20 protein-coding genes are annotated in these 24,335 nt (G+C 61.9%); 11 read left to right on the top strand and 9 right to left on the bottom strand.

Features of this window, described 5'->3' with window-relative positions; genetic code table 11:
* The first annotated feature begins 1,073 nt into the window (after window positions 1-1,073).
* The 4 genes from M3461_23740 to M3461_23725 all read left to right on the top strand — a co-directional run bounded on the left by M3461_23740 (window position 1,074) and on the right by M3461_23725 (window position 4,143).
* Window positions 1,074-1,865: a glycosyltransferase gene (locus M3461_23740; protein ID MDQ3777150.1), complete on the top strand. Its 792-nt coding sequence runs from the start codon at window positions 1,074-1,076 to the stop codon at window positions 1,863-1,865.
* Entirely contained in the window at window positions 1,862-2,671 is an 810-nt protein-coding gene (locus tag M3461_23735) for a class I SAM-dependent methyltransferase (protein MDQ3777149.1), read from the top strand. The genes M3461_23740 and M3461_23735 overlap by 4 nt, the downstream gene beginning before the upstream one ends.
* Window positions 2,672-2,980: 309 nt before the next feature.
* Window positions 2,981-3,133, top strand: a complete 153-nt coding sequence (locus M3461_23730; protein ID MDQ3777148.1) for a hypothetical protein — start codon at window positions 2,981-2,983, stop codon at window positions 3,131-3,133.
* Window positions 3,133-4,143, top strand: a complete 1,011-nt coding sequence (locus tag M3461_23725; GenBank protein MDQ3777147.1) for a glycosyltransferase — start codon at window positions 3,133-3,135, stop codon at window positions 4,141-4,143. Before M3461_23730 ends, M3461_23725 begins: the two co-directional genes overlap by 1 nt.
* Here the strand turns inward: M3461_23725 and M3461_23720 are convergent.
* Window positions 4,124-4,888, bottom strand: a complete 765-nt coding sequence (locus tag M3461_23720; GenBank protein ID MDQ3777146.1) for a hypothetical protein — start codon at window positions 4,886-4,888, stop codon at window positions 4,124-4,126. The two genes, M3461_23725 and M3461_23720, sit on opposite strands and share 20 nt — an antisense overlap.
* Window positions 4,889-4,922: 34 nt before the next feature.
* Between M3461_23720 and M3461_23715 the strand changes: the two genes are divergently transcribed.
* The gene (locus tag M3461_23715) at window positions 4,923-5,063 is read left to right on the top strand and encodes a hypothetical protein (GenBank protein MDQ3777145.1); all 141 of its coding nucleotides are present in this window, start codon (window positions 4,923-4,925) and stop codon (window positions 5,061-5,063) included.
* 881 nt (window positions 5,064-5,944) lie between these two features.
* Here M3461_23715 and M3461_23710 read toward each other — a convergent pair.
* From M3461_23710 to M3461_23700, 3 genes are all read right to left on the bottom strand, one after another.
* A complete protein-coding gene (locus M3461_23710) occupies window positions 5,945-7,039 on the bottom strand; it encodes a putative sugar O-methyltransferase (GenBank protein MDQ3777144.1) in 1,095 nt (364 codons plus the stop codon).
* Window positions 7,040-7,260: 221 nt separating this feature from the next.
* The gene (locus tag M3461_23705) at window positions 7,261-11,853 is read right to left on the bottom strand and encodes a hypothetical protein (GenBank protein MDQ3777143.1); all 4,593 of its coding nucleotides are present in this window, start codon (window positions 11,851-11,853) and stop codon (window positions 7,261-7,263) included.
* A 157-nt stretch (window positions 11,854-12,010) separates the two neighbouring features.
* Window positions 12,011-12,220 carry a DUF4926 domain-containing protein gene (locus tag M3461_23700; GenBank protein MDQ3777142.1) on the bottom strand — a complete coding sequence of 70 codons (210 nt, stop codon included), beginning with the start codon at window positions 12,218-12,220 and terminating at the stop codon, window positions 12,011-12,013.
* A 326-nt stretch (window positions 12,221-12,546) separates the two neighbouring features.
* Here M3461_23700 and M3461_23695 point away from each other — a divergent pair, with 326 nt between their 5' ends.
* Together M3461_23695 and M3461_23690 are read left to right on the top strand one after the other, a co-directional pair.
* Window positions 12,547-12,885 carry a hypothetical protein gene (locus M3461_23695; GenBank protein ID MDQ3777141.1) on the top strand — a complete coding sequence of 113 codons (339 nt, stop codon included), beginning with the start codon at window positions 12,547-12,549 and terminating at the stop codon, window positions 12,883-12,885.
* Window positions 12,875-14,008 carry a DegT/DnrJ/EryC1/StrS family aminotransferase gene (locus tag M3461_23690; protein MDQ3777140.1) on the top strand — a complete coding sequence of 378 codons (1,134 nt, stop codon included), beginning with the start codon at window positions 12,875-12,877 and terminating at the stop codon, window positions 14,006-14,008. Before M3461_23695 ends, M3461_23690 begins: the two co-directional genes overlap by 11 nt.
* Here the strand turns inward: M3461_23690 and lpdA are convergent, their stop codons facing one another.
* Together lpdA and M3461_23680 are read right to left on the bottom strand one after the other, a co-directional pair.
* Window positions 14,009-15,451, bottom strand: a complete 1,443-nt coding sequence (lpdA, locus tag M3461_23685; GenBank protein MDQ3777139.1) for a dihydrolipoyl dehydrogenase — start codon at window positions 15,449-15,451, stop codon at window positions 14,009-14,011.
* Entirely contained in the window at window positions 15,448-16,785 is a 1,338-nt protein-coding gene (locus tag M3461_23680; GenBank protein MDQ3777138.1) for a 2-oxo acid dehydrogenase subunit E2, read from the bottom strand. Before M3461_23680 ends, lpdA begins: the two co-directional genes overlap by 4 nt.
* An 82-nt stretch (window positions 16,786-16,867) precedes the next feature.
* Between M3461_23680 and M3461_23675 the strand changes: the two genes are divergently transcribed.
* The 3 genes from M3461_23675 to M3461_23665 all read left to right on the top strand — a co-directional run bounded on the left by M3461_23675 (window position 16,868) and on the right by M3461_23665 (window position 20,937).
* Window positions 16,868-19,615, top strand: a complete 2,748-nt coding sequence (locus M3461_23675) for a DEAD/DEAH box helicase (GenBank protein MDQ3777137.1) — start codon at window positions 16,868-16,870, stop codon at window positions 19,613-19,615.
* 12 nt (window positions 19,616-19,627) lie between these two features.
* Window positions 19,628-20,170 carry a gamma carbonic anhydrase family protein gene (locus M3461_23670; GenBank protein ID MDQ3777136.1) on the top strand — a complete coding sequence of 181 codons (543 nt, stop codon included), beginning with the start codon at window positions 19,628-19,630 and terminating at the stop codon, window positions 20,168-20,170.
* Between the two features lie 272 nt (window positions 20,171-20,442).
* A complete protein-coding gene (locus M3461_23665; GenBank protein MDQ3777135.1) occupies window positions 20,443-20,937 on the top strand; it encodes a flavin reductase family protein in 495 nt (164 codons plus the stop codon).
* Between the two features lie 89 nt (window positions 20,938-21,026).
* On the opposite strand, the gene M3461_23660 is transcribed toward M3461_23665, so the two are convergent.
* A complete protein-coding gene (locus M3461_23660) occupies window positions 21,027-21,620 on the bottom strand; it encodes a Uma2 family endonuclease (protein MDQ3777134.1) in 594 nt (197 codons plus the stop codon).
* A 342-nt stretch (window positions 21,621-21,962) separates the two neighbouring features.
* On the opposite strand from M3461_23660, the gene M3461_23655 reads away from it, so the two are divergent.
* Window positions 21,963-22,256 carry a hypothetical protein gene (locus tag M3461_23655; GenBank protein MDQ3777133.1) on the top strand — a complete coding sequence of 98 codons (294 nt, stop codon included), beginning with the start codon at window positions 21,963-21,965 and terminating at the stop codon, window positions 22,254-22,256.
* On the opposite strand, the gene M3461_23650 is transcribed toward M3461_23655, so the two are convergent.
* Both M3461_23650 and M3461_23645 read right to left on the bottom strand, forming a co-directional pair.
* Window positions 22,219-22,914, bottom strand: coding sequence for a CPBP family glutamic-type intramembrane protease (locus M3461_23650; GenBank protein MDQ3777132.1), 696 nt, complete (start codon window positions 22,912-22,914; stop codon window positions 22,219-22,221). The two genes, M3461_23655 and M3461_23650, sit on opposite strands and share 38 nt — an antisense overlap.
* 206 nt (window positions 22,915-23,120) lie before the next feature.
* The gene (locus tag M3461_23645; protein MDQ3777131.1) at window positions 23,121-23,975 is read right to left on the bottom strand and encodes a hypothetical protein; all 855 of its coding nucleotides are present in this window, start codon (window positions 23,973-23,975) and stop codon (window positions 23,121-23,123) included.
* Between the last annotated feature and the right edge of the window lie 360 nt (window positions 23,976-24,335).

Here is a 24,335-nt window from a genome sequence, read left to right as displayed (position 1 = left end):
TCCGTGGACAAAGCGTGAACAACTCCGGCGGAGACAATCTCGGCATGTGAGAATAAAAATAGCTAAGTAAAGATCAAAATAATCTAGCGCCGGGGCTTGACAACGGGGCCCTCATAGAAGGGACGTTGCGGACCGTGTCAAAGCGCTAAGGCGCGACGCTCGCTCGATCCTCGACTTCGGGAGCGGAGTCGGCAATTCGATTTCACATTTCCGCAAGTGGATGGCGAACTCCGATTTGGTGGGGCCGCGTCGCGACGCGGAACGATCATGAACACGGTGCCGTCGATTCGCGTGATGCGAACCACTCGAGGAGGGCTCGGATGATGTCCGGACAGTGCTCGATCACGTGCACGAGAGCACGAAGTCCACTGAGCCGTCCGGCGCCCTTTGCACCGTCCCTCATCGATCAAGGCGGGAAGATCCCGAAATCCTCCATGGCCACCTTGGCCGCACTTGGCATGGCTGCCCTACCACGTCAAGGATCCGTCGAGGCGCTGTGTAACCAACGCGAGCGACCGCCCATCCGCCGTCTCGTCTCATAGAAGTGTGCGACAGGGACTTCGCGCACTGCGGCGGCAATCTGCGCCACGCCCGGGCCGAGGACACGGCCCGCTTGGGCGATACTCGCTTGGATCGTCGCGGTGGAGAGCTTCACGCGGTACAGCGTCCACATATGCGCTTTGCGAGACCGAGTAGAGGACTCTGGGCCCAGAGACCATGAAGGCGCTGTTCGCTTCGCAAGATCACTGGTCGCCCCTCACGACCGCGCGATCAATTGTACAATCGGGGAACTCGCATGTCGGATCGCCGACTTACACTCGCGCAGCAGTTCCACCGTTGGCGTCAGCTCCTGCTGGCGCCGGCGATCAGCCAACGGCCCCTGGCCCGGTTCCAGCAGCGCGATCGATCAAGCGCATGATCGCTTGTAGCACGTTTGGATAAGCCTTATAATGTGCTAACGCATGGTCTGGAAGGATGGGGAGTCGACACTGCCGTCACCGTACAGGACGCGGAGGGACGCCGGTTCTCGCATGTCCGCGATCTCATCTAGGTGGATTCGCGCGCGTGATACCATGAAAGAGCTTATGGCTCCGGTGTGGCGGCGGCCGTATCCGCGCGTGGGCGTGGGTATCGTCACCTACAACCGCCCTGAGTATTTCCGGCAGGTCGTCCACGCGGCGTTCACCCACTTCTCGCCCATCGCCGACCTGTTCGTACACAACGACGGCTCGTCGCCGAACGATGAGTACCGCCGCATCTTTGCCTGGCTGCCCAACACCATCAGCGTCTGGGAATCGCACGAGAACCGCGGCATCGCTCCAAGCAAGAACGCGCTGCTCAAGGCGATGAAGAACTACGACTACCTCTTCATCCTTGAGGACGACATCATCCCGCTGTCGCCGAACGCCATCATCGAGTATGTCAAGGTTAGTCTGCGTACCGGCATCGAGCACTTCAGTTTCGCGCACCATGGGCCGGCCAACGCGAGTGGGCCTGTGGGCGCATCGGGTTGGATGGAGTTCTATCCAAACGCGATTGGCGCCTGGTGCATGTACACGCGGCGGGCCATCGAAACCGTCGGATACCTCGACGAGAACTTCCACAACGCGTGGGAGCACGTGGAGCATACGCACCGCCTCGCGAAGGCCGGGCTCACCTCGCCTTTCTGGCGGTTCGCCGACGTATACGGTTCGCAGCGCTGGTTTCGCGAGATCCCTCAGGCGATCGAGTCGAGCACCATCCGCAACAACCCGTCGTGGCGGCGCCACATGCGTGAGGGGCTGGTCTACTGGTCGCAGAAAGATCCGGAGCACTTCCCGCTCCGTCACATCCTCGAGAGCCTGTCGCGTCAAGAGGTCGCATGAACCTCATCCACAGGGGCCGGCGGACCTGGCGCTACATGAAGACGCGCTTGAGCCTGCAGGCGCGCCGTTCCGCCGAGGTGCCGGGCGTGGAGCTTAACGCGAGGTCGCAGCAGGCGCTGCTGCGCACTCTGCGGCCCTACTACGCGGACCAGCCGTTTTCGGCGCAGGCAGCGACCGGGCTTCGCTACTACTTCGAGAACGACTTCTTTTCGTACGCCGACGGGATCTTCCTCTACAGCCTGCTGCGTCACCTGCGGCCACGCCGCTTCGTGGAAATCGGATCGGGCTACTCCTCGGCGCTGGCGCTCGACGTGAACGATCTGTTTCTGCACGGTCGCACCCAGATGACCTTCATCGAGCCGAACGCCCAGCGTCTCTTGTCGCTGTTGCGGCCCGAGGATCGTGCACGCACGCGCCTTCACGAGAAGCTCGTCCAAGACGTGCCGCTTTCGGTGTTTGCCGAGGTTAAGCGTGGTGACGTGCTGTTCGTGGACTCGAGCCACGTGGTCGCGTTCGGCAGCGACGTGAACTGGATCCTCTTCGAGATCCTGCCGCGCCTGCCGTCGGGTGTGTACGTGCACTTCCACGACATCTTCTATCCGTTCGAGTACCCGGATCTCTGGATTAAACAGGGCCGCGGATGGAACGAGGTGTACATGCTACGCGCGTTCCTTCAGTACAACCGCGACTTCGAGATCATGCTGTTCGCGCACTACCTCGGACAGACCCAGCGCGACTTCCTGGCGGCGCACATGCCGGTGTGTCTGAGCAATGCCGGCGGGAGCCTGTGGCTGCGGCGTATATGATCTGCGTAAATTGACTACGACATGGAGTTCAGCTACAGTATTTGCATCATGAAATGTGATGCAAATGTTTCCATCTGGAAATGGTGGCGGAGTCTTTCCAGAAGCAGCCAAGGCTAGCGACCTACAGTAACGTGGACGAGTAAGGATGGCTAGTGCGCATCGGCCTTCTTAATCAGCGCCCAATGCAGTATCGGATGAAGCGGGTATCGAACATGCCGCAGTGGACGATGCACAGCCTGCCCAGCGCCGTGCTGGTGTGGCGCGAGGCGTTCCTTTCAAGGGGCGGTTTCAGCGAGCGGTCCTCCGGCTATGAAGACGATCCTGTTCCTGCCCCTGTTCCGGCGTGCGGTCCATGCCCTAGGAGATGACCCGGCAGCCGGCCCGGCCCTGCATGCCCCGCTCGTCAGCGTGTTCAGGCGCATTCCAAATCGTCTCCGCCGCACGCTCTCGCTTCAGCGCTGATGCCCATCCGCGTCTCGGCTATCGTCTCGCTCTACAACTCAGAGCACTTCGTGCGCGGTGCCATGCAGGACCTCGTCGCCCAGACGCTGTTCCAGCGCGGCGAGATGGAGATCGTGGTGGTAAACAGCGGCTCGCAGGAGGGCGAGGAACCGATCGTCCTTGAGTACAAGGCGCGCTACTCAAACATTCAATACGTGCGCACCGAGCGCGAGACGATCTACGGTGCGTGGAACCGCGGCGTCGCGCTTTCCGAAGGACAGTTCCTCACCAACGCCAACAGCGATGATCGCCACCGCGCCGACGCGCTCGAGGTTCTCGCGAATGCACTCGAGCGTAACGGCGTAGGCGTGGCTTACGCCGATGCGTACATCACGCGCGGCGCGAACGAGACGTTTGAGAACAAGACCGCCGACCGTGTCTTCAACTGGCCCGACTACAGCCTACGGCAACTCCTCATGCACAGCCTCGTCGGGCCGCAGCCGATGTGGCGGCGCGACCTTCACGACCACATCGGTCTCTTCGATGCGAACCTCAAGATCGCGGGCGATTACGACTTCTTCATCCGCGCCGGCTGGGCGCGCGGCGGAATCCACGTGCGAGAGGTGCTGGGCCTCTACTACGAAGGCGGTACCGAGAACCGCAATCTCGGCCGCACCTTCGACGAGACCACCGACATCCTGCGCCGCTACCGCTCTATGATCCCGATTGAAGACATCTATCCCGCGTGCCGCGCCTCGAGCGATCCGCTTGTCGCCGGCGCGGTGGCGCGGTGGGACTTTGCGCGTTGCCTCTTGACCGGTCCGCACAAGGACGCGCAGCTCGCTGCCCGCCTGCGCAACGATGCGGTCGTCACGGTTCTGTGCAGGCCCGGCTCCTGGCCCCCCATCGGTCTACATCGCCTGCGCTTCGCCCTGCGTGGGCCCTACACGGGCCGCGACACCGGGCCGTGGCACCCAGTGCTCGCCGAATTGCCGTCCGTCGCCGACGAGATCATCCGGCCGCTCCGATAAAGCGGCTCCAGAACGCGCGGTCGTGCTTCTCCCATGCGTGGCATCCGAACGGGAGCACGCGCCCCGCGAGCTCGTAGCACTCGGCGGGGTTCATCTCAAACGAGAACCGCAGCGCCTCATCCGTTGACGGAATGCGGAAGAGCGGCCACCAGCTCGGCACATAGAACGCCCAAAAGCCATCCTCGTTGGCGGGCCAGCGCTTCGCCGCACGGCGGAAGAGGATCGAGAGTGTGAGGTGCGTAGACGCCTTGCGGAGTGAAAAGCCACCGTTGCCGACGATGTTATCGCGCGACCATGTCGGCCTATTGATGGGCAGATTGTCCAGCCAGTCGGCGCCGAGCCAAGGCGCGCCTACGTAGTCCCAACCGCGTGCGCACCAATCCGCGAGCTGATCCGAGAAGACAAACGCATCGAGTTGATAGATCAGGATGTAGCGGTAACGGATGAAATTCGCGTAGAAGCTCGGTGCGAGCATCAGCCGATTGTAGGTGCGCGTACTCTGGAAGTAGCTCGCGTGGAAACGCCGCACGGCAAGCCCGTTCTCGACGGGGCTATAGGCATCGAGCGAGAACCCTTCGGGGGCGATGAGCGTGATTGGATGGCCGCCGAGGACGCGCAGGCACTGCTCCAAGGAGAGTCTCTCCTCGGGCATAAGCGTCTCTTTGTACGCGGGGATGACCACCACCGCTTGCTCGCGCAGCTTCATCACGGCCTGGAGCAAACCGCGGTCCGGCGGGGTTTGCAAGCCCTCCCGGCTTGGGGCATATTGGCCCGGTTCGATGGGCGAGAAGAACTGCGAGCAGGGTCGCCATGCTCGCGGGTTGTTACGGCGCGGACGTTTCGGCGAGATCTTCCGGCGCAGCCTCGCCGCGTCGGGTGCGGAGATCGAGCGACTGCTCGCCCGGTCCGAGAAGCATTAGCACCGGGGCTACCTCGCCGATCTGGATGCAGATCTCGTCGCAAGCTAGCGGCCACCCTCGAAGTTGCTGGTCAGCGTGATCGTTTGGGCGGGTGCGCCTGCGCTCGTGGAACTCACGCGCTCTTCGCAAGAGCGGCAGTTGCTCCAGGATTCGGAACTGGCCTCGTCGTTCGACGCTGCGAGGCTGCAGGCGGACGGGCGATCCCTTTCGTGTTATTGGGCAACGTGCCGCCTCCGCGATGCGGGTCGTGGCTCTCGCCGCGCCCAGCTCCGGAGGGCTGCCGCTGGTGGAGTCGAGATGTGGCGCGGTGCCTGTAGGCAAAGTCTGTCTGTTGGCCGCCCCTTTCGTCCGGCGGTGTTTCAATAGCTCGGCCATGGCTCCGTTTCCACATCGCGTTCATCGAAAGGGTCGAGGACTGGCGGGCACACGTTAGGGTCCAGTGGTGCCCCATGCCTTCGTCAGGGACCGCAGTCCGGTTCCCGTAGCCACGTTTCCAGCCCCCGTCCCGTCAAACCCAGCGTGCCGGTTTCCGGCGCTCGGCTTTCCTGCTGACTTCGCTCCAGTTTATGGGGACCTATTGGCCTCGAGGTACTCTCGGCTCATACATAAGCAACCCGGTAATCCGAAAATAAACCTTCCAGTTGGACCAATTCTGAATGCCAAGTGTCAGGAAATGGCGTAGGAGATAGCAGTCGTGTGCGTCAAGTTGTGCAACATTGGGCGGTCGTATCGTTTGTTGATTCTTTGGCGCTGTCGGTGATGTGTAGGGCATAGCCCTGCGCGGCAGCTAGGCGCCTGAGCTAGCGTCATCTTGGGTTTCCGGTGTACTCGTGCTTAGCTCTTTCATCGGAACTTCTCGCTGCTGCGGAACTGGACAATCACTAAAATTGAACGAGCTCTTCCACGTAACCTTTGCGCATCCAGTAGGGTGCGCGCCCGACCACCAATACCCCTTTGCTTTCACCGATAAGGTCCTTGACTCTAAACGGATTCACCTCGTGATTGATCGATAGGAACATCTTGGTCCTCTTTTCTATTTGCCTCCAATAGGTTCGTGCTACTACCGGATCCATCTCGGTTAGCGAATCGATATTGATGATGAGGTCATAAGAATCCCCGTTGTCCAAGAATTCTGACGGCGGAAGAATCTTGACGGGGTTCTGCGAGCCCTCGGTCTTTTCCCCCCAAAGCAGAACTTGGTCTTGTCCAAGCGTTCGTGCGAGGAAGTAGCTCGAAGCCAACACCGTCATCGGGAGATCTATGATCGCATAATCTTCAATGCCGAACTTGCGTGCATAATAGGCGGTCCTGCCCACACCAGCGCCGATCTCGAGCACGCGCGCGTGGGGTCGGTCCTTCACAAGCTCTTTGATTCGCCAAGCTTGATAGATGGCCTGAGGGACTCGATACGACACGATGCCGCGCTTTGTCAAAACACCTAGCTCCTTAGGATAGATATTGGGAATCGACAGCTCTTGTCCCAAAACGGTCTCTATTTCATCTACTATGGGGTTCGCCGTCCAAGGACCCTGCGGAGGTTCACCCTCTGGATTTTCCAAACGAATAGCCGCAATGGCTTCTGCAAGGCGCACGAGGCCATCTAGGCAGCTTGCTGCGTAGTGGTATGCGCTAGAGGGGCCGTCGAGATTGGGCAGAAGCGATTTTGCGAGATCGTCAATTCCGTAGAACAGATCCGTGCAAGCGGGATCGCGGAGGACTCGCGCGGCGGCGTCGAGTCGCCCATCTTTGAAGATCCGGTGAATGTCGCGATGGCGCGCATCGAAAATTCCTTGCCATAGCGAGTCGCCCCGATCCTCTCGATCGCTGGCAGCGAGCTGGTAGGCCGATAGCACCCGCTTGACGATTGCGAGATCGTCAATTGGTGGGTAGCGCATTTCCGCGGACGCAGAAGACGTGGTCGCCGGCAGAGGAAACAGTTCATCCAAACCCCGAAACATGAGATCTTTCTTCTTCACAGCTTCGCAGGGGTCCCTTCTACCATTGGCGAGAGCATACGTCTTAGTCGCGTTATCATCACTTCCACATTGAACATTAAGGTGGGCCCATTGTCAGGACCAGGATGTGGCTAGAATAAGTAAGAGTCTATGGGGAAAATGCGGACATTTTGGGGAAGGTTACCGGCGTGCCTATATATCTAACACCATAAAGGTCTTACGTATCAACCCCTAACGACTGGTTACGACACCAGCTCCCTCAACCTTTCTGCGAATGTCGCCCCGTCGAACGTCGGAACAGGGCACCTGATAGGTTTTATGTCGAACCGCTCGTACCTCTTTCCGACCCTTCCTTCGGCCCTCTCCACTGCACTTTCAATTGCTTCTGCTAACGTTTCTTCATCGACAGGTTCTATGGATACGATATTCTCGTGTCGTAGGCTGAGATCCTTATGCCCATAAGCATTTGTAATAGTTATGAGACCCGCTCGCGCCATTTCCAGTGCCGGCTCACTCGGGCGCGGCGATATCATGAGGGAAATACCTACTGACGCATAATTTAATAAACCGATATATTCTGCCGGAGACAGCTTCCCGAGAATGCGAAGGTTACGAACGAATGCAACTCGGTCGTTCGAGTACTCTTCCCCTACCGATGTGACCGCCCAACCTCGCGCTGTTGTGGGGCAACGTTGCTGCCAGAGACGCAGCGCGCTTATCAGTATCTCGAATCCGTAATAGGGCACCCCTGGACCACCGTAAACGACGATCTCCCTTCTCTTTGGACGAGCGCAGAGATGGGCGCTAAGCGTCGGACTCATCTGATACGGAATAACGTATGTCTCGGTAAAGTTGTAAGTGGATACCATGAAGTTACAGAGCTCCTCCGAGCCGATTACAGCGATCGTATCCGCTGGATGCATGTATGTTCCAACGGCTAAAGAATGCCGGGCCGACCATCCGTACAAGTCGGGCTCATGATCTTGTATCAAATATATAACAGGCGGTGCTCTCTCAAAGAACTCTATCTGTCTCTGTCTGAGCCCGAATGCGCTAACGGCCGGCCAACACGAAGCTGCTATAAATAGCTCCCTTGGACGGACAGGGATCTGCCCAATGCGTTCGTTGCTCGCGTCGACTACGATGCGCTCTTCATAGTCGCTGGTTGCGCCCAGCTTTAGGAGCTGATACCCAGGAAAACGCCTCATTGATACAGCATCGACATTGTCATTAAGCGTTACGATCCTAGCGTCGCTATCGCCTTCGAGCTCCCTTCTAAGGACATCAAACACCCTCAACGCAGTAGTCATAGCGCCGAACCTGTGCTCCGCCTTAAGCGTGGGGACCAGAAGTGTAAATCTCGGCCGCATGGAGCGTTCTGGAGTTGCCCAGATATTCCTGACCTCATTGATGTCGGCTCCGCTAGGAGCATAAGGAATAGTGTTTCCTAGAAGTCTCCTATAAGATTTTGCGATCGTACGATCGAGTGTACTGAGATCGTCGACCGGCAGCACGGTGTTCGGTCCGTTGCTATCTTTCAACTGGACCACTTTGGCCCACCGTGCACCACTTGCTTCTGCAAAATAAAGGAATGACCTCTCGATCGCGTGCGCCAGCGTTCCATCAACCTGTCCGTCTTCGTCCTGGAAGTCTACGAACTCGAGCTTCAGATCCAACAGTTTGCGTAAGGCTGCAGACTTTCCCCACAACATCGACCCCGAAGGAAACTCGAGAACTATGCTTGCGCTGAAAGGGATGCCAGCTCTACGCATGAGAGCTCTACTTAAATCATAATCGCGCCCGAAATTGATCAAGCTACGGATAGGAGGAAAGTGTTGCGGGAAAACTATTCCTACATCAGAATACACGAGCATGTGAAAAATAGATTCAACTATCTCTCTCGATCCCAGGAGCTGCTCCAAGAGATACGTCCGCCAGCACCCCAACTGGTGATTGTGCGGTGAACGTTTGGAATGGATATGGAGGAAGATCTCGTAACGAGCAAATACGTCTCGGAAACCAACGATCATCGGTGCGATATCACGCCCTCGGTTCTCAAAGACGCGCAGCTCGACCGAACCGTTGGAGTAGTCGGCGAGCGCCGCTTCGATATCGCGTCTTTTCCCATCGGTATCGGTCGAAATGAAGATGTCCGCCGGCGAAGGAATGTTTCGGAGGTACCCTAGCATTTCGTTTAGCATGCTCGGATGGAACACATGCGCTATGATGGCGACCCGCTTGATGCTTGGGACGCGGGCGCTCGTGGATAGAGCGGCAAACGGGACTTCGATCGCGAGGTCCCAGTCATCAAGGGGCCTGCAACTGCTGATAGCGTCCTTTTTCGAGGCGAAATCGGGGCTCCACGATAAACGGTCTCCGTCCCATTTGTTTACGGCACACTTCGTGCAGCCTATGGATGTGCCTGTGATAGACCGCAAATGGTCTTTAATTAGACGCACCATATCTGGTGTCTTTTCAAAGATCGCCTCCCACGCCTCGTTGTTGGTACCGGGCAGATCATCTCTGAGGAGCTGTGCCTTGATAAATGGAAATCCTTGCGCTGCAAGTGAGCGCCAGTGGATTAAGGTGGGGTTCCCAGCCTGATGGGGGAGCGCATGGGGCAATGGAAAGAGTATTTCATGGGTGAGTTGTCCGCGTTCGCATTGCGCAAGAAAAGCGATCTCGTACCTGTCAATCACCATCTGTTTGCCAGAATGGCTGCGCACGTTATCCCAAAAGTGCCTGACCTGGTCCGACATCAAAGCGCGCCGTTTCAGCGCTATAAAATAGCTTTGAATATGATGTGTGCCTTGGTGATTCTCCGTGAGCCCAATGATATCGGAGGTGCTTTGCCGGGTACGTTCAAGCACATCGTTAAGGGCCGACTGCGATGTTGGCCCGTATACGCTATCATTTGTGAGCACCAGCATGCGTACGTTCCAGAGGTCGGGTAAGATCGCCAGCGCGGTCGCCCACGCAGCAAAGTCGTAGCCGTGATTTCCGCGGACAATGAGGCCGCTCAGACCGCTGATGTTAACGTTGGCCGGGCCCCGGAGGTCATCCGTAGCGGCGATCAAGAGCAGCTTCATACCGGACTGACGAAGAGCTTCGATGTATCGAAGCGTAGTTTGGCTGATCATCCGCGTTGGGGAATAGGTTACAAATATGCAGACCTCATCATGGTGTCCGAGGTGTGGTGGCGAGACCAAAATATCATAAGGAATGTCAAGGACATTGTACGATGTATCCGCCGGTTCTGTCGTGCGTGCCTTGTCTCGGTGAACGGAGTCGTGCGTTAGGTTATGCTTTCCATGTTCGTTCGGCATATCGGGATGCACTGAAGCAACCAACCGCGGCGTTTCGGAGATGGGAGCTGCGGGTTGCGTCTGGGCGGCTGTAACGACGAGCCGCCGTCCGGAAGCAGGGGATTGTGCAAGGAGGACGGGGAATGACGAGAAAAGCCAGTGCTTCACTTTAGGCCGGACGGATAGCGGTAGGAGCCGGTAGAACGATCTCATAGGTATGGAAGCGACTTTTAGGGACCTCCGAATTAAGCTGCTTGCTACGCGCTTAACGAACCTGAGCGGTGCCGTCAGGCGCCAGGAGGTGGAAAGGCGGATGGTTTGAAGCTTCAGGCGCAACTGGTCGCGCTCCGCCACCGCCTTGTTGAGGCTGGCGATCAGCTGGGCTTGCTTGGCTACCTCCTGACTGAGCCTGCCGATCTGCCCGTCGCGTTTAGTCACCGATCGACTAAGGCTGGCGATCCGCCCATCGCGCTCGGCCACCGCCTGGTTGAGCCTGTCGATCTGCGCGTCGTGTTTGGTCACCGATCGGTTAAGGCTGGCTATCTGCCCATCGCGCTCGGCCACCGCCTGGTTGAGCCTGTCGATCTGCCCATCGCGCTCGGCGACCGCTTCGTTAAGGCTGGCGATCTGCCCGTCGCGCTCGGCCACTGCTTTGTTAAGCGTAGCGATCTGCTCGTCCCGGCTCGCCAGCTCAGCTCGATCGTTCTCGCGCTCGTCTCTCAGGAGGGCGATCTCATCCAATATCCTCCTCTCGATGTGCCGAGCCGTGGTCTGACCCGTCAGGATGGTCGCCACCTCTGCGGTGGGCCAGGTTGCGAACCATCGCGCCGGATCTTCGACCACGGTTGTCTCTCCGCTAAGCAGCCGCCGGTACGGTGCATGCTTCGGTATTCTCAATTTCTCGACGACTGCGACGGAATCGTAGAAAGTGATCCGAGCGACGTGACGATTGACGGTTCGCGTCCACGCCGGGACGGCCCCTGAGCCCTCGACTGCGAAATGATCGGCGTTCAGACTGTCGACGAGACCCTTGATCCACTCGATGGACGCTCCCGGATCCCTGAGTCCGCCTCCGTGGGATCTCCAGTACGAGCAATGAAGGTCTTCGATGAGGTACTTGCCGCCCGGTCGGAGGCGTTCAAACAATAATTGGAACGTTTGGATAACGTCGTAGCAAAGATGTGAACCATCGTCGATGATGGCGTCGAACGTGCGATGACCGAGAGCCGCACGGATTTGCTCATCCCTGGTCGCATCGGCGATCGCAACAGTGATGCTCGGACCGAGGTCCAACCGCGCACATTTCGGATCGATGTCTATCCCGAAAAGTTCGGAGCCCGACGGCAGGTACTTCTCCCAGATCTCTAGCGACCCGCCGTTCTGAACACCGATCTCCAGAAGCGAGATCGGTGCACCGCGATTGATGATCGGTGTCAACTCGGACTCGTAGATCCCGAGATAGTGCTCCCACTTATCCGAGATATGGCCGGTATGGGATACGAACAGGTCTTCGAGCCGGGCGTCGGACATGCTACAAATAAAGGCAAGAAATTGCTAACGGGTTCACGATATTGCAAACCGGTCAGGCACTGAACGATGGTATCGTCTCAAGAAACGCCTCCCCTCCCGCGCCCCAACCATAAAAGATTCAGTTGCATCGCGGTACCCACACCCCTCGGTCAGGCTATCAGGCCGCGTTCTTCGTCGGGTTATGATGCAGGACCATCAGGTGCTTCGCCGACAGCGGTAGCATCGCGTAAGTGCGTCCTTCGAGGTCTGCGAACTCCACCTCGTATACGCCCTCCGCCAATTCTTCGACGATGGTTCCCACCTGGCCGCGTCGCAGGTCCGCTCCGGCCTGGTCCTTTGTCAAGGCTACTACATCAAGCACCTTCATACGAGAATTCTCATAATACGTAGCAGCTGGTCAATCGCGGGATGTCTTCGCCGTGTTTGAGGATCCAAGCCGAGCGAACCATTGCTGCCCTCTCGCCGCGGTTGATCGTCAGGTCCATAACATAGCGCCGGCCGTAGGTGTCTGCGCTTTTCTCGAACGCAGTCCCGCTGCGGGCCGCGGCAAGGATAGCCGCTTGCAGCTCCCTTGCATCCGCTGCAGTCATGCCTAGGGATTGCCCAGCCGGGCGCGGCGGTCTTATCAAGCCCTGGACCGGCGCTGGACGGACAGGCAATGCATTATTGTATGGTTCCAAAGGATGACTCCCCTTGCCAGCCACAACCATAAGATATTCGGTCTCGTTTTTCAACGCGACCGGTGTCGGCCTTTCCCGGCAGGACGGGCCGGGGGCGGTATTGACGGCCGGGGATGGCTTTCGGAGAATCCGCCTAGCGCGCGGTAGCGGCGGCAATGAACACGCGAACGGTGGGGAGGTGACGGACATGGTGATGCGCGCGCGGCGGCCCGCGCCTGTCGTTGAAGTGGCGGCTACCGAGCATCGCGGCATCGGTGCCGCGGGGCTCCGGATGGGTGCCGGCGCAGGCGGGCCGTCCCCGATCCGAATACCGCCGCGGCGACCCCTCGTCGAGGTATCCGATGGGCTCTGAAACCGTGATCTCGAGACCCGCGATCTCGATGTCGGCGCCCGATATCGATGAGACCGACGTCGAGGCCGTCGCCGAGGTCCTGCGCTCGGGGCGCCTGGCGCTCGGTCCCAGGGCCGAGGAGTTCGAGCAGCGCATCGCGGGATACGCCGGGGTCCCCCATGCCGTCGCGGTCAGCTCGGGGACGGCGGCGCTGCACCTGATCTTGAAGGGCCTCGGGTGTGGGCCGGGGGACGAGGTCCTGGTGCCCTCGTTCACCTTTGCCGCGAGCGTCAACGCCATCCTGTATGTCGGGGCGAGCCCCGTGTTCGCCGACATCGAGCCCGAGCAGTACACCCTGGACCCCGAGGACACGGCACGTCGGGTGACCGGCCGAACCCGCGCCATCATGGCGGTGGATGTCTTCGGCCATCCGGTCGAATGGGACGCCCTCTCGGCCAGTGCCGAGCGCCATGGGCTCACGCTCATCGACGACTCCTGCGAGGCCCTGGGCGCCGAATATCGCGGCAGGCGGATCGGCGGCTTCGGTGCGGCCGCGGCGTTCGCGTTCTATCCGAACAAGCAGATGACCACCGGCGAGGGCGGGGTCATCGTGACCGGAGACGGACGGCTCGCCGGGCTCGTGAAGAGCCTCCGCAATCAGGGGCGTGCCGCCGAGGGCAGCGCCTGGCTGGAGCACCTCCTGCTCGGCTACAACTACCGCATGGACGAGCTGTCGGCGGCACTCGGGATCTCGCAGCTCAAGCGGATCGAGGCCTTTCTGATGCGCCGCGAGCGGGTCGCGGCTCGCTATTCGGCGCTTCTCAGGGGGTTCGACTGGCTCGATACCCCCATGGTCCGGCCGCACGTGCGCATGAGCTGGTTCGTGTATGTGGTGCGCCTCGCGGAGGGTGTGGACCGGGACCGGGTCGTGCGCGCCATGGAGGCACAGGGCGTCCCGGCGCGCGCTTACTTCCCGCCCATGCACCTCCAGCCCTATGTGCGCGAGCGCCTGGGCACGGGCCCGGGGATGCTGCCGGTCACCGAGGCGCTCGCCCGCCGCACCTTGGCACTGCCCTTCCACAACCACCTCTCCGAGGCGGAGATCGAGCGGGTGGTCGAGTGTTTGGAAGGCGCCGTGGGCTAGCTAGCGCCGCGGAAGATACAGATCGGTGACCGTGCCCTCGAAGACCTCGGCGGCCTGGCCGACCGTCTCGGAGAGGGTGGGGTGGGGATGGATGGTGAGCGCGATGTCGCGGGCATCACAGCCCATCTCGATCGCGAGCGTCCCTTCGGCGATGAGGTCTCCGGCGTTCGGGCCGCACGCGGCCATGCCGAGGAGGCGGTGGTCCGACTCGTCGAAGAGCAGCTTGGTCAAGCCCTCGCCGCGGTTATAGCTGAGCGCCCGCCCGTTGGCCGCCCAGGGAAACACGCCCTTGCCAAAGCGGACCCCCTGCGCCACGGCCTCGGTCTCGGTCAATCCGACCCAGGCGATCTCCGGATCGGTATAGGCGACGGAGGGCACCACTCGTCCCTCGAAGCCGCTCTTGTGTCCCGCGATCACCTCGGCGGCGACCCGACCCTCGTGCGCCGCCTTATGGGCCAGGAGCGGGGGTCTCGCGATGTCGCCGATGGCGAAGATGTGCGGTACGTTGGTCCGCATCTGTGCATCGATCGGGATGTAACCGGCCTCGCTGACCGAGATCCCGGCGTGCTCGGCCCCGAGGCGATGGCCGTTGGGGCGCCGGCCCACGGCGCAGAGAACGGCGTCGAATCCCTGGGTGAAGGGGCCGGCCTGGCCTTCGAGGCGCGCCGAGAGCTCGCCTCTACCCATATCAGAAACGTGGGCCTCGACCGCGAGGACGCGGGTTGCGAGGTGCACCCCGGTATAACGCTCGCGCAGGCGCCCTTCGAGGGGTTTCACGATGTCCGGATCGCAGTCCGCCAAGAGCCGATCGGTGAGCTCGACGACCGTGATTTCCGAGCCCAGGGCGTCGTAGAGGCAGGCCATTTCGAGGCCGATGACCCCGCCGCCGATGACCAGGAGGCGCTTGGGGATGGACGCCAGCCTGAGCGCAGCGGTCGAGTCCAGCACCCTGGGGTCTTCCGGTAGGCCGGGGATGCGCGCCGCCTGCGAGCCCGCGGCGATGACCGCGTGCTCGAACGATACCGTTTGTTCGCCCCCGGGTTGATCACCAGGGGCCCCGGTGACGCGAAGCTCATGCGGGGACCGGAAGGCGGCGGTGCCGTGCAGCACCGTGACCCGTCGCTGCCTGGCGAGCGTCTTGAGCCCGCCCGTCAGTCGCCGCACCACACCCTCGGTCCAGCTCCGCAACGGTTCGGTCTCGATCCGCGGTGTGCCGAGATCGATGCCGTGCTGTTTGAACGCCCGGATCTCGTCGATGAGCCGGGCGACGTGCAGGAGCGCCTTCGAAGGGATGCAGCCGACGTTCAGGCACACGCCCCCGAGGTCGGGATAACGCTCGATGAGCACGGTCTTCTTGCCGAGATCGGCGGCGCGGAAGGCGCAAGCGTAACCCCCGGGCCCCGCCCCGATCACCGCGACCTCGGTCTTCTCCGCGGCGCTCACAGGAGGATGTGGCGGATGTCCGAGAGCACCTCTGCGAGGAGGCGCGTGAAACCGGCCGCGGCGACCCCGTCGATGACCCGATGGTCGTAGGACAGGCACAGCGGCAAGAGGAGGCGCGGGGCGAACCCCTGTCCATCGTGGACGGGCCTCATCGCGGCGCGCGAGACGCCCAGGATCGCCACCTCCGGGGGGTTGATGATCGGGGTGAAGCCGGTGCCGCCCACCCCGCCGAGGCTCGAGACCGTGAAGCACCCGCCCTGGAGTTCGCGCGGCTCGATCTTGCCCGTCCGGGCCCGGTTGGAGAGCGCCTGGACCTCCGCGGCGAGCTGGTAGAGGCCCTTCTGGTCCACGTCCCGGATCACGGGGACGAAGAGGCCCAGATCGGTGTTCACCGCGATCCCGATGTGGAAATACTTCTTGAACACCAGCCCCTCGCCGTCGCTCGTCAGCGAGGAATTGACCTGGGGGTGTCTCTTCAGGGCCACGACGGCGGCCTTGAGCAGGAAGGCCAGGAGGGTGAGCTTGATGTCCTTCTGCGCGGCCTCCTTGCGCTTGGCCTGGCGGAATGCCTCGAGCTCGGTGATGTCGGCCTCGTCGAATTGGGTGACGTGCGGGATGGTGGACCAGCTCCGGTGCAGGTGCTCTCCGGCGATGCGCTTGACCTTCGAGAGCGGACGGAGCTCGGTCTGACCGAAGCACGAGAAGTCGATGGGCGGCACCGCGGACACCGATCCCTCTCCCGCCGGAGCGCTGATGACGGGACCCGAGAGCGCCTTGCGCGTAAACGCGGTGACGTCGTCTTTGAGGATACGGCCCTTGGGCCCGGAGCCGGTCACGAGCCCGAGGTCCACACCCAGCTCGCGCGCGAAGCGCCGCACCGAGGGGCTCGCGTGTGCCCGGCTCCCGCGCACGACCTCGGTGGACGGTAGCGCGGGGGGCGGTCTCTCCTCGGCCGGGGCGGCGGGGACGGTTGGCGTCGGCGCCACGGCCGGGGAGGTTATGGCCTCGCGCGCTGCGCTATCCGACACAGGGGCTTGCTGTGCTCCGCCCGCGGTCTTCTCCGGTACCGGCGCCGCGGACGCCTGGCCTGCGGATCTTTCCGCGAGCGCGAGGATCGTGGCGCCCTCGGAGATCCTGTCCCCGACCTCTACCTGGATGGACTGGACGGTGCCGGCGTAGGGGGAGGGCACCTCCATGGTGGCCTTGTCGCTCTCGAGCGTAATGAGCGGGGTCTCGGCCTCTACGTCATCGCCGGGTTTGACGAGGACCTCGATGACCTCGACGTCCTTGAAGTCGCCGATGTCGGGGAGCACCACCTCGCGGACCGGGGCCATGCGCGAAGCTTAACGGATCGCCCGACGGCTTGCGAAGCGCGGTCGACAAGGGGGCGGCGGATCCCCTATCCTGCCGCGCGCCATGGCCCGCCGACAAGCTGCCGCCCGCAAGCTCCCGTCCGCTCACGACTGGCGCACCACCGACGAGGAGGAGGTCGAGCGCCGCCGTATCCGCGCCCGTACGGAGCGCTTCACCATCCGGAATCTCGATCCCAGGCACCCGATCTTCTCGAACTTCCGCATAGGCTCGGGGAGCGGGCTCGATTACTCGGTCGAGGTCCGCGATCTGCGCGAGCGGCAGTTCGCGTGCAGTTGCGTGGATTTTCGCATCAACGGCTTCGGTACCTGCAAGCACGTCGAGGCGGTGCTGCTGCACCTCGAGGCGCGCTATAAGAAGCCTTTCAAGACCGCCCGGGAGAACGGCGGCGAGCGCATCGACATCGTCCCCGACCCCGCCGCCGGCACCCTGCGCGCTATGGGCGAACTCAGGGACCTCCCCAAGCCGCTGAGGGACGCGTTCGACGCAGACGGGCTCTTGCGGGACGGCGCCGCCGAGGAGGCGCTCGAACGCTTGACCCATGCCGCGCACCCGAGGCTGCGGATCTCGCAGGAGGTCGAGCCGTGGATCCTGGCGCGGTCCCGGGCATCGGAACGCAAGGCCCTGCGCAAGGACTACGAGCACCGGGTGCAGGCCGGAAGCTGGCCGGCGCAGGAGACCACCGTGCCGCTCTTCCCCTACCAGCGCGAGGGCATGCTGCACCTGGCCTTCAACGAGCGCGCGTTGTTGGCCGACGAGATGGGCCTCGGCAAGACCATCCAGGCGATCGCCGCGTGCGCGCTGTTACACCGGCTCGGCCAGGCAGAGCGCGTGCTCATCGTCACGCCCGCCTCGCTCAAGACCGAATGGGAGGAGCAGATCCGGCGGTTTAGCCCATTGCCCTACCAGATCGTCTTCGGCGGGCCGAAGGCGCGGCTCAGTGCCTATGGGCATGCGCCGTTTTTCACCATCGTCAATTACGAGCAGATGGTCAAGGACGCGCTCACGGTCAATGTCGAGCTCAAGCCCGATATCGTGGTCCTGGACGAGGCGCAACGGATCAAGAACTGGAGCACGCAGACGGCGCAGGCGATCAAGCGCCTGCAGAGCCGTTATGCGTTCGTGTTGACCGGTACGCCCATCGAGAACCGCATCGATGAGATCCATTCCTTGATGGACTTTCTCGATCCCACGGTGCTCGGCCCGCTATTCCGCTTCAATCGCGAGTTTTACCGGCTGGACGACCGCGGCCGCCCGAGCGGTTATCACAACCTCGCGAGCCTGAACGCCCGCATCAAACCCTACCTGCTCCGGCGCCGCAAGGCCGATGTCGAGACCGAGCTCCCGGACCGCACCGACAAGACCTTCTTTGTGCCCTTATCGGACGGGCAGAAAAAGGCCTATACCGATCACGAAGACCAGGTCATGCGGCTCGCCGCGCAGGCCCGCCGCCGCCCGCTCACCCAGAGCGAGCAGGACAAATTGCAGCGCGAGCTGGCGATGATGCGCATGATCTGCGATACCAATTACATCCTGGACCCGAACGATCCGGTTTGCCCCAAGCTCGGCGAGCTCGAAAAGATCCTCGAGGAATGCCGGGATAACGCGGACGTCAAGGTGATCATCTTCTCGGAGTGGGAGCGCATGCTCCTGCTGGTGCGTGGCCTGTGCCAGAAACACGGTCTCGGCTCTGCCTGGCACACGGGCAGCGTCCCGCAGTTGCGCCGCCGCGGCGAGATCAACCTCTTCAAGACCGATCCGGAATGCCGCCTGTTCCTCACTACCGACGCCGGCAGCACCGGCTTGAATCTTCAGAACGCCAGCGTCGTCATCAATTGCGATCTGCCCTGGAACCCGGCACGGCTCGAACAGCGCATCGCGCGCGCCTGGCGCAAGCACCAGACGCGGCCCGTGACCGTCATCCATCTGGTCTCCGAAGGCACCATCGAGCATCGCATGCTCGGGACGCTCGCCAACAAGCAGGCACTCGCCGAGGGCGTGCTGGACCTGAAGGGGGATCTCGACCTTATCGCCTTCGGCGGTGGCAAACAGGCCTTCCTGGAACGCTTGAACCAGCTCGTCGGCACCCGTGGGCCGGGGGTCCCGCCGCCCGCCGTACCGGTGTCGACGGACCGGGCCCAGACGTTCGCCCTGCGTGCCCAGGAACGGCTGGGCGCAGCCCTGGTCCGCTGCGAGGAAGAGTACCCGCTCGAAGGCGATCACTCCGTGGTCCTCTGCGTGGTCGAGCGCGATGCGGAACGCTGGTGCCCCGACCTCGAGCGGTTGCATCGGGAGATCGCGGCGTCTGGCGATCCACTCGCGCCGCTCCACCTGGAGGTCATGGACCGGCACATGGCCGAGACCCTCGAGCGCCTCGCGAAGGCGGGCCTCCTCCAGCGCACCACGCGCGGCAGCCGTCCCTTGCTCGGTGACGGAGCAGCGTCGGGAACGCCGGCGGCATTATCGGAGGCCGAGCGAGAAAAGGCCCGTGCCTGTCGCGGGCAGGCCGAGCGGCGCCTGAAGATGAGTCGGGTGCTCTGCGCCGCTGAACTGGCGGCCGAGGGTCGGCAGGCGCTCCTGGAGGCCGTCCAGGCCCTCGGCAATGCGCTGGCCGTCGAGCATCGTCTCGCCGAGCCCAAGACACCGGCCGATGTGGTGGCGCCGTCGCTCGCCTGGTGCTGGGGCGAGGGCCGGCCGCTCGTCAAGACGTTCCTGGCCGAGGACTCGGTCGAGTGCGAGCCGCTGGCGCTCGCCATCGAGCGCCTGTTGACGGCGCCTGGCCCGGCCGCCTGAGGACGCGCTCCCTTGGCCATCCGCTCATTCGAGGACCACACCCCGGTGATCGCGATGAGCGCCTACATCGACGAGACGGCGCTCGTCATCGGTGATGTGGGCATCGGTGAGCACAGCTCACTGTGGCCCATGGTGGTGGCGCGCGGGGACGTGAACCGCATCGTCATCGGGGCCTATACCAATATCCAGGACGGCTCCATCCTGCACGGCACGCACGATGGCCCGTTCTCGCCCGCTGGACACCCGGTCTCTATCGGGGATCGCGTGACCGTGGGCCACCAGGCCATCCTGCACGCCTGCCGCATCGAGGACGATTGCCTCATCGGCATGCGCGCGACCGTCATGGACGGGGCGGTCCTGAACAAACGGGTGGTGCTGGCCGCGGGTAGTCTCGTGCCGGGCGGCAAGGTGCTGGAGGGCGGTTTCCTGTGGGTCGGCACCCCGGCGCGCCGGGCGCGGGCCCTGACCGAGCGCGAGATCGCGTACCTCGAATACTCCGCCACGCATTACGCGCGACTCAAGGAGCGGCATCGGGCGGGGTCGCAGAGCTTGTGAAAAAATCGTCGCGAGATCTCGAGCGCAGTAGATTTTTTCACAAGCTCGCAGTGAAGACGGGCGGTTGGCCAGAAGCCGGCCGCAGCCGCGGTGTCCACCGCGGCGTGCCGGTATTACCGGCGACAGCCATAAATCGTCTCCGCAAGAATCGGAAGATCGCCTCCCCAAAATCCCCTCTCCCTTCGGGCCCTTCGGGAGAGGGTAGGGTGAGGGGATCAAAAAAGCGCGATTCGTGACCATGCGTGGTGGATCGTGAGTCAAGATCTCGGCCGGTGAGCCATGCGATCGCGGCGCTCTGTCGCCGACTCACCCACGGCGTGTACGTGATCGGGGTCGCTCACGGAGCCGTACACAATGCATTCACCGCGGCTTGGGTCATGCAGTGTTCCTTCGATCCGCTGCTCTTGGCCCTCGCCGTCCACCGCGAGCACGGCTCGTATCCGCTCCTGATCGAGGGCGGGGCCTTTGCGGTCAGCGTCCTGCGCGAGGATCAGATGGCGTTGGCTGCGCACTTCGGCCAGCCACAAGGTGCCGACAAGCTCGCGAGCATCGCGTGGGTCGTCCGTCGCACGGGCGCCCCGGTCCTCTGCGATGCGCTCGCGTACTTCGATTGTTCGCTGTACGGCCACCATCCGGCCGGCGACCATGAGTTGGTCCTCGGCCGCGTCGTGGACGGCGCGATCCTGAGCCCGGCCGCCGCCCCGCTTGATTACGGGAGCACGGGAGACCTTGACGGAAGCGAGCGTCTATTCCCCGATACGCTCTGAGTAGAGTAAGGCCCTATCGCGCGCCCCGGTCGGTATTTGGGACGGGGCACGGGCCGCGGCCCCCGTGTCAACGTGTCACCCCCCCGGGGTCAATATTCCGGGCGGGGCAGCCGGGCCGCGAGCGCGTCCCAGAGGATGGTGAGGCCGGCCAGCGCCCCGATCGGCGTCTCGCCGGCGAGTTCCTGGACGTCGGGCTTGCCGTATTCGGCGCCCATCAGCCGGTAGACGGTGAGTACCTGATCCGTGGGATGTAGCAGCCAGTACTCCCGGACGCCGTGCCGTTCGTAGATGCGGCGCTTTTTCACCTGATCGTGCCCCGCGGTCGCCGGCGACAGCACCTCCACCACGAAATCGGGGGCGCCGCGCACACCGCGCTCGCTGATCTTGCGCTCATCGCAGACCACCAGCACATCCGGCTGTACCACGGTATCGATGGACTCGTCGGCCTCATCGGCCTTGGGCAGGCGCACGTCCACTGGCGCGATGAACACCCGGCAGGGTTTCCCCTCCAAGGCATTCGCGATCTGCCGGAAGATCTCTCCCGCGATGTCCTGATGGCGGACGGTCGGCGCGGGTGCCATGAGATAGGCGACGCCATCGATCAACTCATAGCGCACGTCCTCCGGCCAGCCCAGATAGTCGGCGTAACTGTGCCGGTCGTGGTCCTTGAGCGTTAGAGTCATTCGAGGTGGTCCGCAGTTGCTCCGGCTATTCTTGCGCGCGGCCGGTCCCATGTCCATGCGCCTCACGCTCGCCTGCGCACCGCCGGGTGGTCCATCCATGACTGCCGCGGATGCCTCGCGGGCGTCGGCGAGCTTCCCATCGCGGCGGTGAACAACACACGCGACGCTTGGAGTGGCGCTCCATCCCGAGAAGACCTATCTCGCGGATTGTCAGGGGCCCGGTCACGGGTTCGAGTTCCTCGGCTATCGCTTCGAGTGTGGTCGTCGCTCCGTACGCAAGATTAGTCTCGCGCGCTGAAGGACGTCATCCGCCACAAGACGCGGCGTACCCGTGGCCACAGCCTGAAGCGGATCATGCCGGACCTCAATTCCATCCTGCGTGGCTGGTTCGCCAACTTCAAGCATGCGCTTCCCTGGACCTTTCGGTTAAGGTTGCTGGATGGTGTACGCCCGACATTGGCACGAACTTATGAGGTGATAAGTCCCCTGTCCCCAATGTTCGTGCGCACGAGAACGGCGTCGGAGTGCAGCGAACCGAAGCGCTCAGTAGACAAGCGTAGACGGTTATCAATGGAGTTGTCATCGCTCGTTCTCCTTTTTAGGGAATCACCTTTTGCCAACCACCCAGAAACATGATCCACACGACAACCGTAAGCCAATGAAATAGAATCGGCACCCAAATTGAACCTGACTTCAAGTAGGTGATGGTGCATACGATTCCAAGCAGGGTCGCAAGAACCAAGAAAACAGGGTCAAGAAACACCCATCGTTGTGAGATCAAGCCATTGATTGGATGCGAGACCACAAAGGCCATGAGACTGACCGAGGCCCAGAAGAATTGTGTTCTCGGAGAAATCACCTCAACGGGATGCGGCAGTAAGACAGCGCGAAAGAAGAACTCCTCCACAAGGCTTGGCATCACGAGCAAGACAATTGGCGTTGAGGCAATTGACCAGGCAGATGCCTTCATCAACTCCAAGCGACAAAATCCAGTCAACAATCCAATCATCAGAGCGCACAGCGTGTAAACGCCAAATAACCCAACGCACCAATGCCAAGTCTCACGGGTGGGGAAAGTCTTGAATGCCAGTCTTATGCTTTGGAGACGTACGTTCAACGTTGCCCTTACGCCCTCCTCCTCGGTGATGCCCTGCGCGGCCGGCTTGGCGGCGGCCGGGGGCACGCTCACCAATGACGCTGCGGCGATCATTGCGCTGATCAAGGACAGTGCTACGAGTTTCCATCTCTTCCTTGAATTCTTCTCCGGTAACCAGAAGACGCTCTTTTTCCACATAAAGCCTCCTTTCCTGTCTAATCTCGTGCGCACATGCGAATCTCATGATCAAAGAAACCGGTAGGGTACGCATCGCGTATCATACCGGTAGGGAGAAAACGTGCCATTCGAGTGCAGGTAGAATTAACACTGCTCGGAGCTCAGTAGCGTCGTCAACATCGGTCCAGACGCGCCGGGTCACCGTTGACCCCAGGCGACGGGCAAGCTTATTCAGCCCCGTGCTCTTGTTTCTGGGGAATCCTTAAGACTGCCAGGAGCATGTAACTGAGCAGCCAACCAGTAACGCCCGCGAGCACGATAGATCCCATCCACAGGTGCGCTGACCAGCCGATCCCCCGCGTCAACATCAGCACCAGGAAGAACAGCGCGTAATAGATGGTCGGCACCGTAAACGCGAAGAGATGCATGGCTTGGGGCTTGGCAGCCGACGGCTTCAAGCCTCTCACCAGAGTATCGGCCACGAGGCCTGCCAGCGCTGCGGTCACCACCAGGCGAAGGTCATAGTCTTGAGCCTGTGACACGTTCAAGGCCGCGTTCAACGCGAAGACCAGGGTGAGGCTAAAGAAACGGAGGTCCCAGCGCATCACCGCAAGCAAGACCAATCCCATCTGCAGCGCGCTTTGCACCAGAATGCTGGCGATGCCCAAAGCGCGGCGGAGAAAGCCCGAATAACGCGGGTGGCCGGTCGCGGCGAAGACGATGCTGGTGGCATCGGATGACCACGATGGGCGCGCGTCGTTGGCATCCTCCATGGCCGGGTTGTTCGTCAAATTCATTTCGAGTCCCCCAGCGGCATTCATCTTGTAGATCTCCCAGTTGTCGTCACGATTCGATGCGAAGGCGATGTGATTACCGTCGGGTGCCCATGCAGGAAACCTGTCGATGCCCGGGTCATCGGTAAGCCTTCGCGCGTTCCTGCCGTCGGCATCCATGACATAAATCTCCCAGTTGCCATCGCGCCGCGAAGCGAAGGCGAGCTTCCCTCCTTCAGGAGACCAAGACGGGTAGCCGTTCTCGCCCGTAGTCGTCAATCGAGTCTCCTCGTCACCGTTGACGCCCACGGCGTAGATCTCGGTAGCCCCGTCGCGCTCGGATGCGAACGCGATCGTTTTGCTATCCGGGGACCACGACGGCAGCCCGTGTCGCCCTTGGCCGCGAGTGAGGCGCGTTTGATTGCCCCCATCGGCGTGCATGGCGTAGATCGCTGGGGTGCCGTCGCGAACGGATTCGAATGCGATCTTGCTGCCATCGGGTGACCAGCTCGGGTGTCCGTCGTACCCAATGTTATGGGTGAGCGGTGAAGTACCAGCGTTAATTGAACACCCAAGTTCCAGCGTTAGTTGAACACTCGGAGTGTGGATTGGGTTAGTGCATCATTCTTTCTGTAATTTTGTTGGTGAGCCTGTGGAGCTTGTGGGCGA

Source organism: Pseudomonadota bacterium (assembly GCA_030860485.1).
GTDB lineage: Bacteria > Pseudomonadota > Gammaproteobacteria > JACCXJ01 > JACCXJ01 > JACCXJ01.
This window is presented reverse-complemented; position numbering and strand designations above follow the sequence as displayed.

Excerpts from the sequence above, each read along its gene's own strand:
- M3461_23740 (MDQ3777150.1), top strand. The coding sequence starts at position 1,074 with ATGAAAGAGCTTATGGCTCCGGTGTGGCGGCGGCCGTATCCGCGCGTG.
- M3461_23735 (MDQ3777149.1), top strand. The coding sequence starts at position 1,862 with ATGAACCTCATCCACAGGGGCCGGCGGACCTGGCGCTACATGAAGACG.
- M3461_23730 (MDQ3777148.1), top strand. The coding sequence starts at position 2,981 with ATGAAGACGATCCTGTTCCTGCCCCTGTTCCGGCGTGCGGTCCATGCC.
- M3461_23725 (MDQ3777147.1), top strand. The coding sequence starts at position 3,133 with ATGCCCATCCGCGTCTCGGCTATCGTCTCGCTCTACAACTCAGAGCAC.
- M3461_23715 (MDQ3777145.1), top strand. The coding sequence starts at position 4,923 with ATGGGCGAGAAGAACTGCGAGCAGGGTCGCCATGCTCGCGGGTTGTTA.
- M3461_23705 (MDQ3777143.1), bottom strand. The coding sequence starts at position 11,853 with ATGTCCGACGCCCGGCTCGAAGACCTGTTCGTATCCCATACCGGCCAT.
- M3461_23700 (MDQ3777142.1), bottom strand. The coding sequence starts at position 12,220 with ATGAAGGTGCTTGATGTAGTAGCCTTGACAAAGGACCAGGCCGGAGCG.
- M3461_23690 (MDQ3777140.1), top strand. The coding sequence starts at position 12,875 with ATGGGCTCTGAAACCGTGATCTCGAGACCCGCGATCTCGATGTCGGCG.
- M3461_23680 (MDQ3777138.1), bottom strand. The coding sequence starts at position 16,785 with ATGGCCCCGGTCCGCGAGGTGGTGCTCCCCGACATCGGCGACTTCAAG.
- M3461_23675 (MDQ3777137.1), top strand. The coding sequence starts at position 16,868 with ATGGCCCGCCGACAAGCTGCCGCCCGCAAGCTCCCGTCCGCTCACGAC.
- M3461_23660 (MDQ3777134.1), bottom strand. The coding sequence starts at position 21,620 with ATGACTCTAACGCTCAAGGACCACGACCGGCACAGTTACGCCGACTAT.
- M3461_23650 (MDQ3777132.1), bottom strand. The coding sequence starts at position 22,914 with ATGTGGAAAAAGAGCGTCTTCTGGTTACCGGAGAAGAATTCAAGGAAG.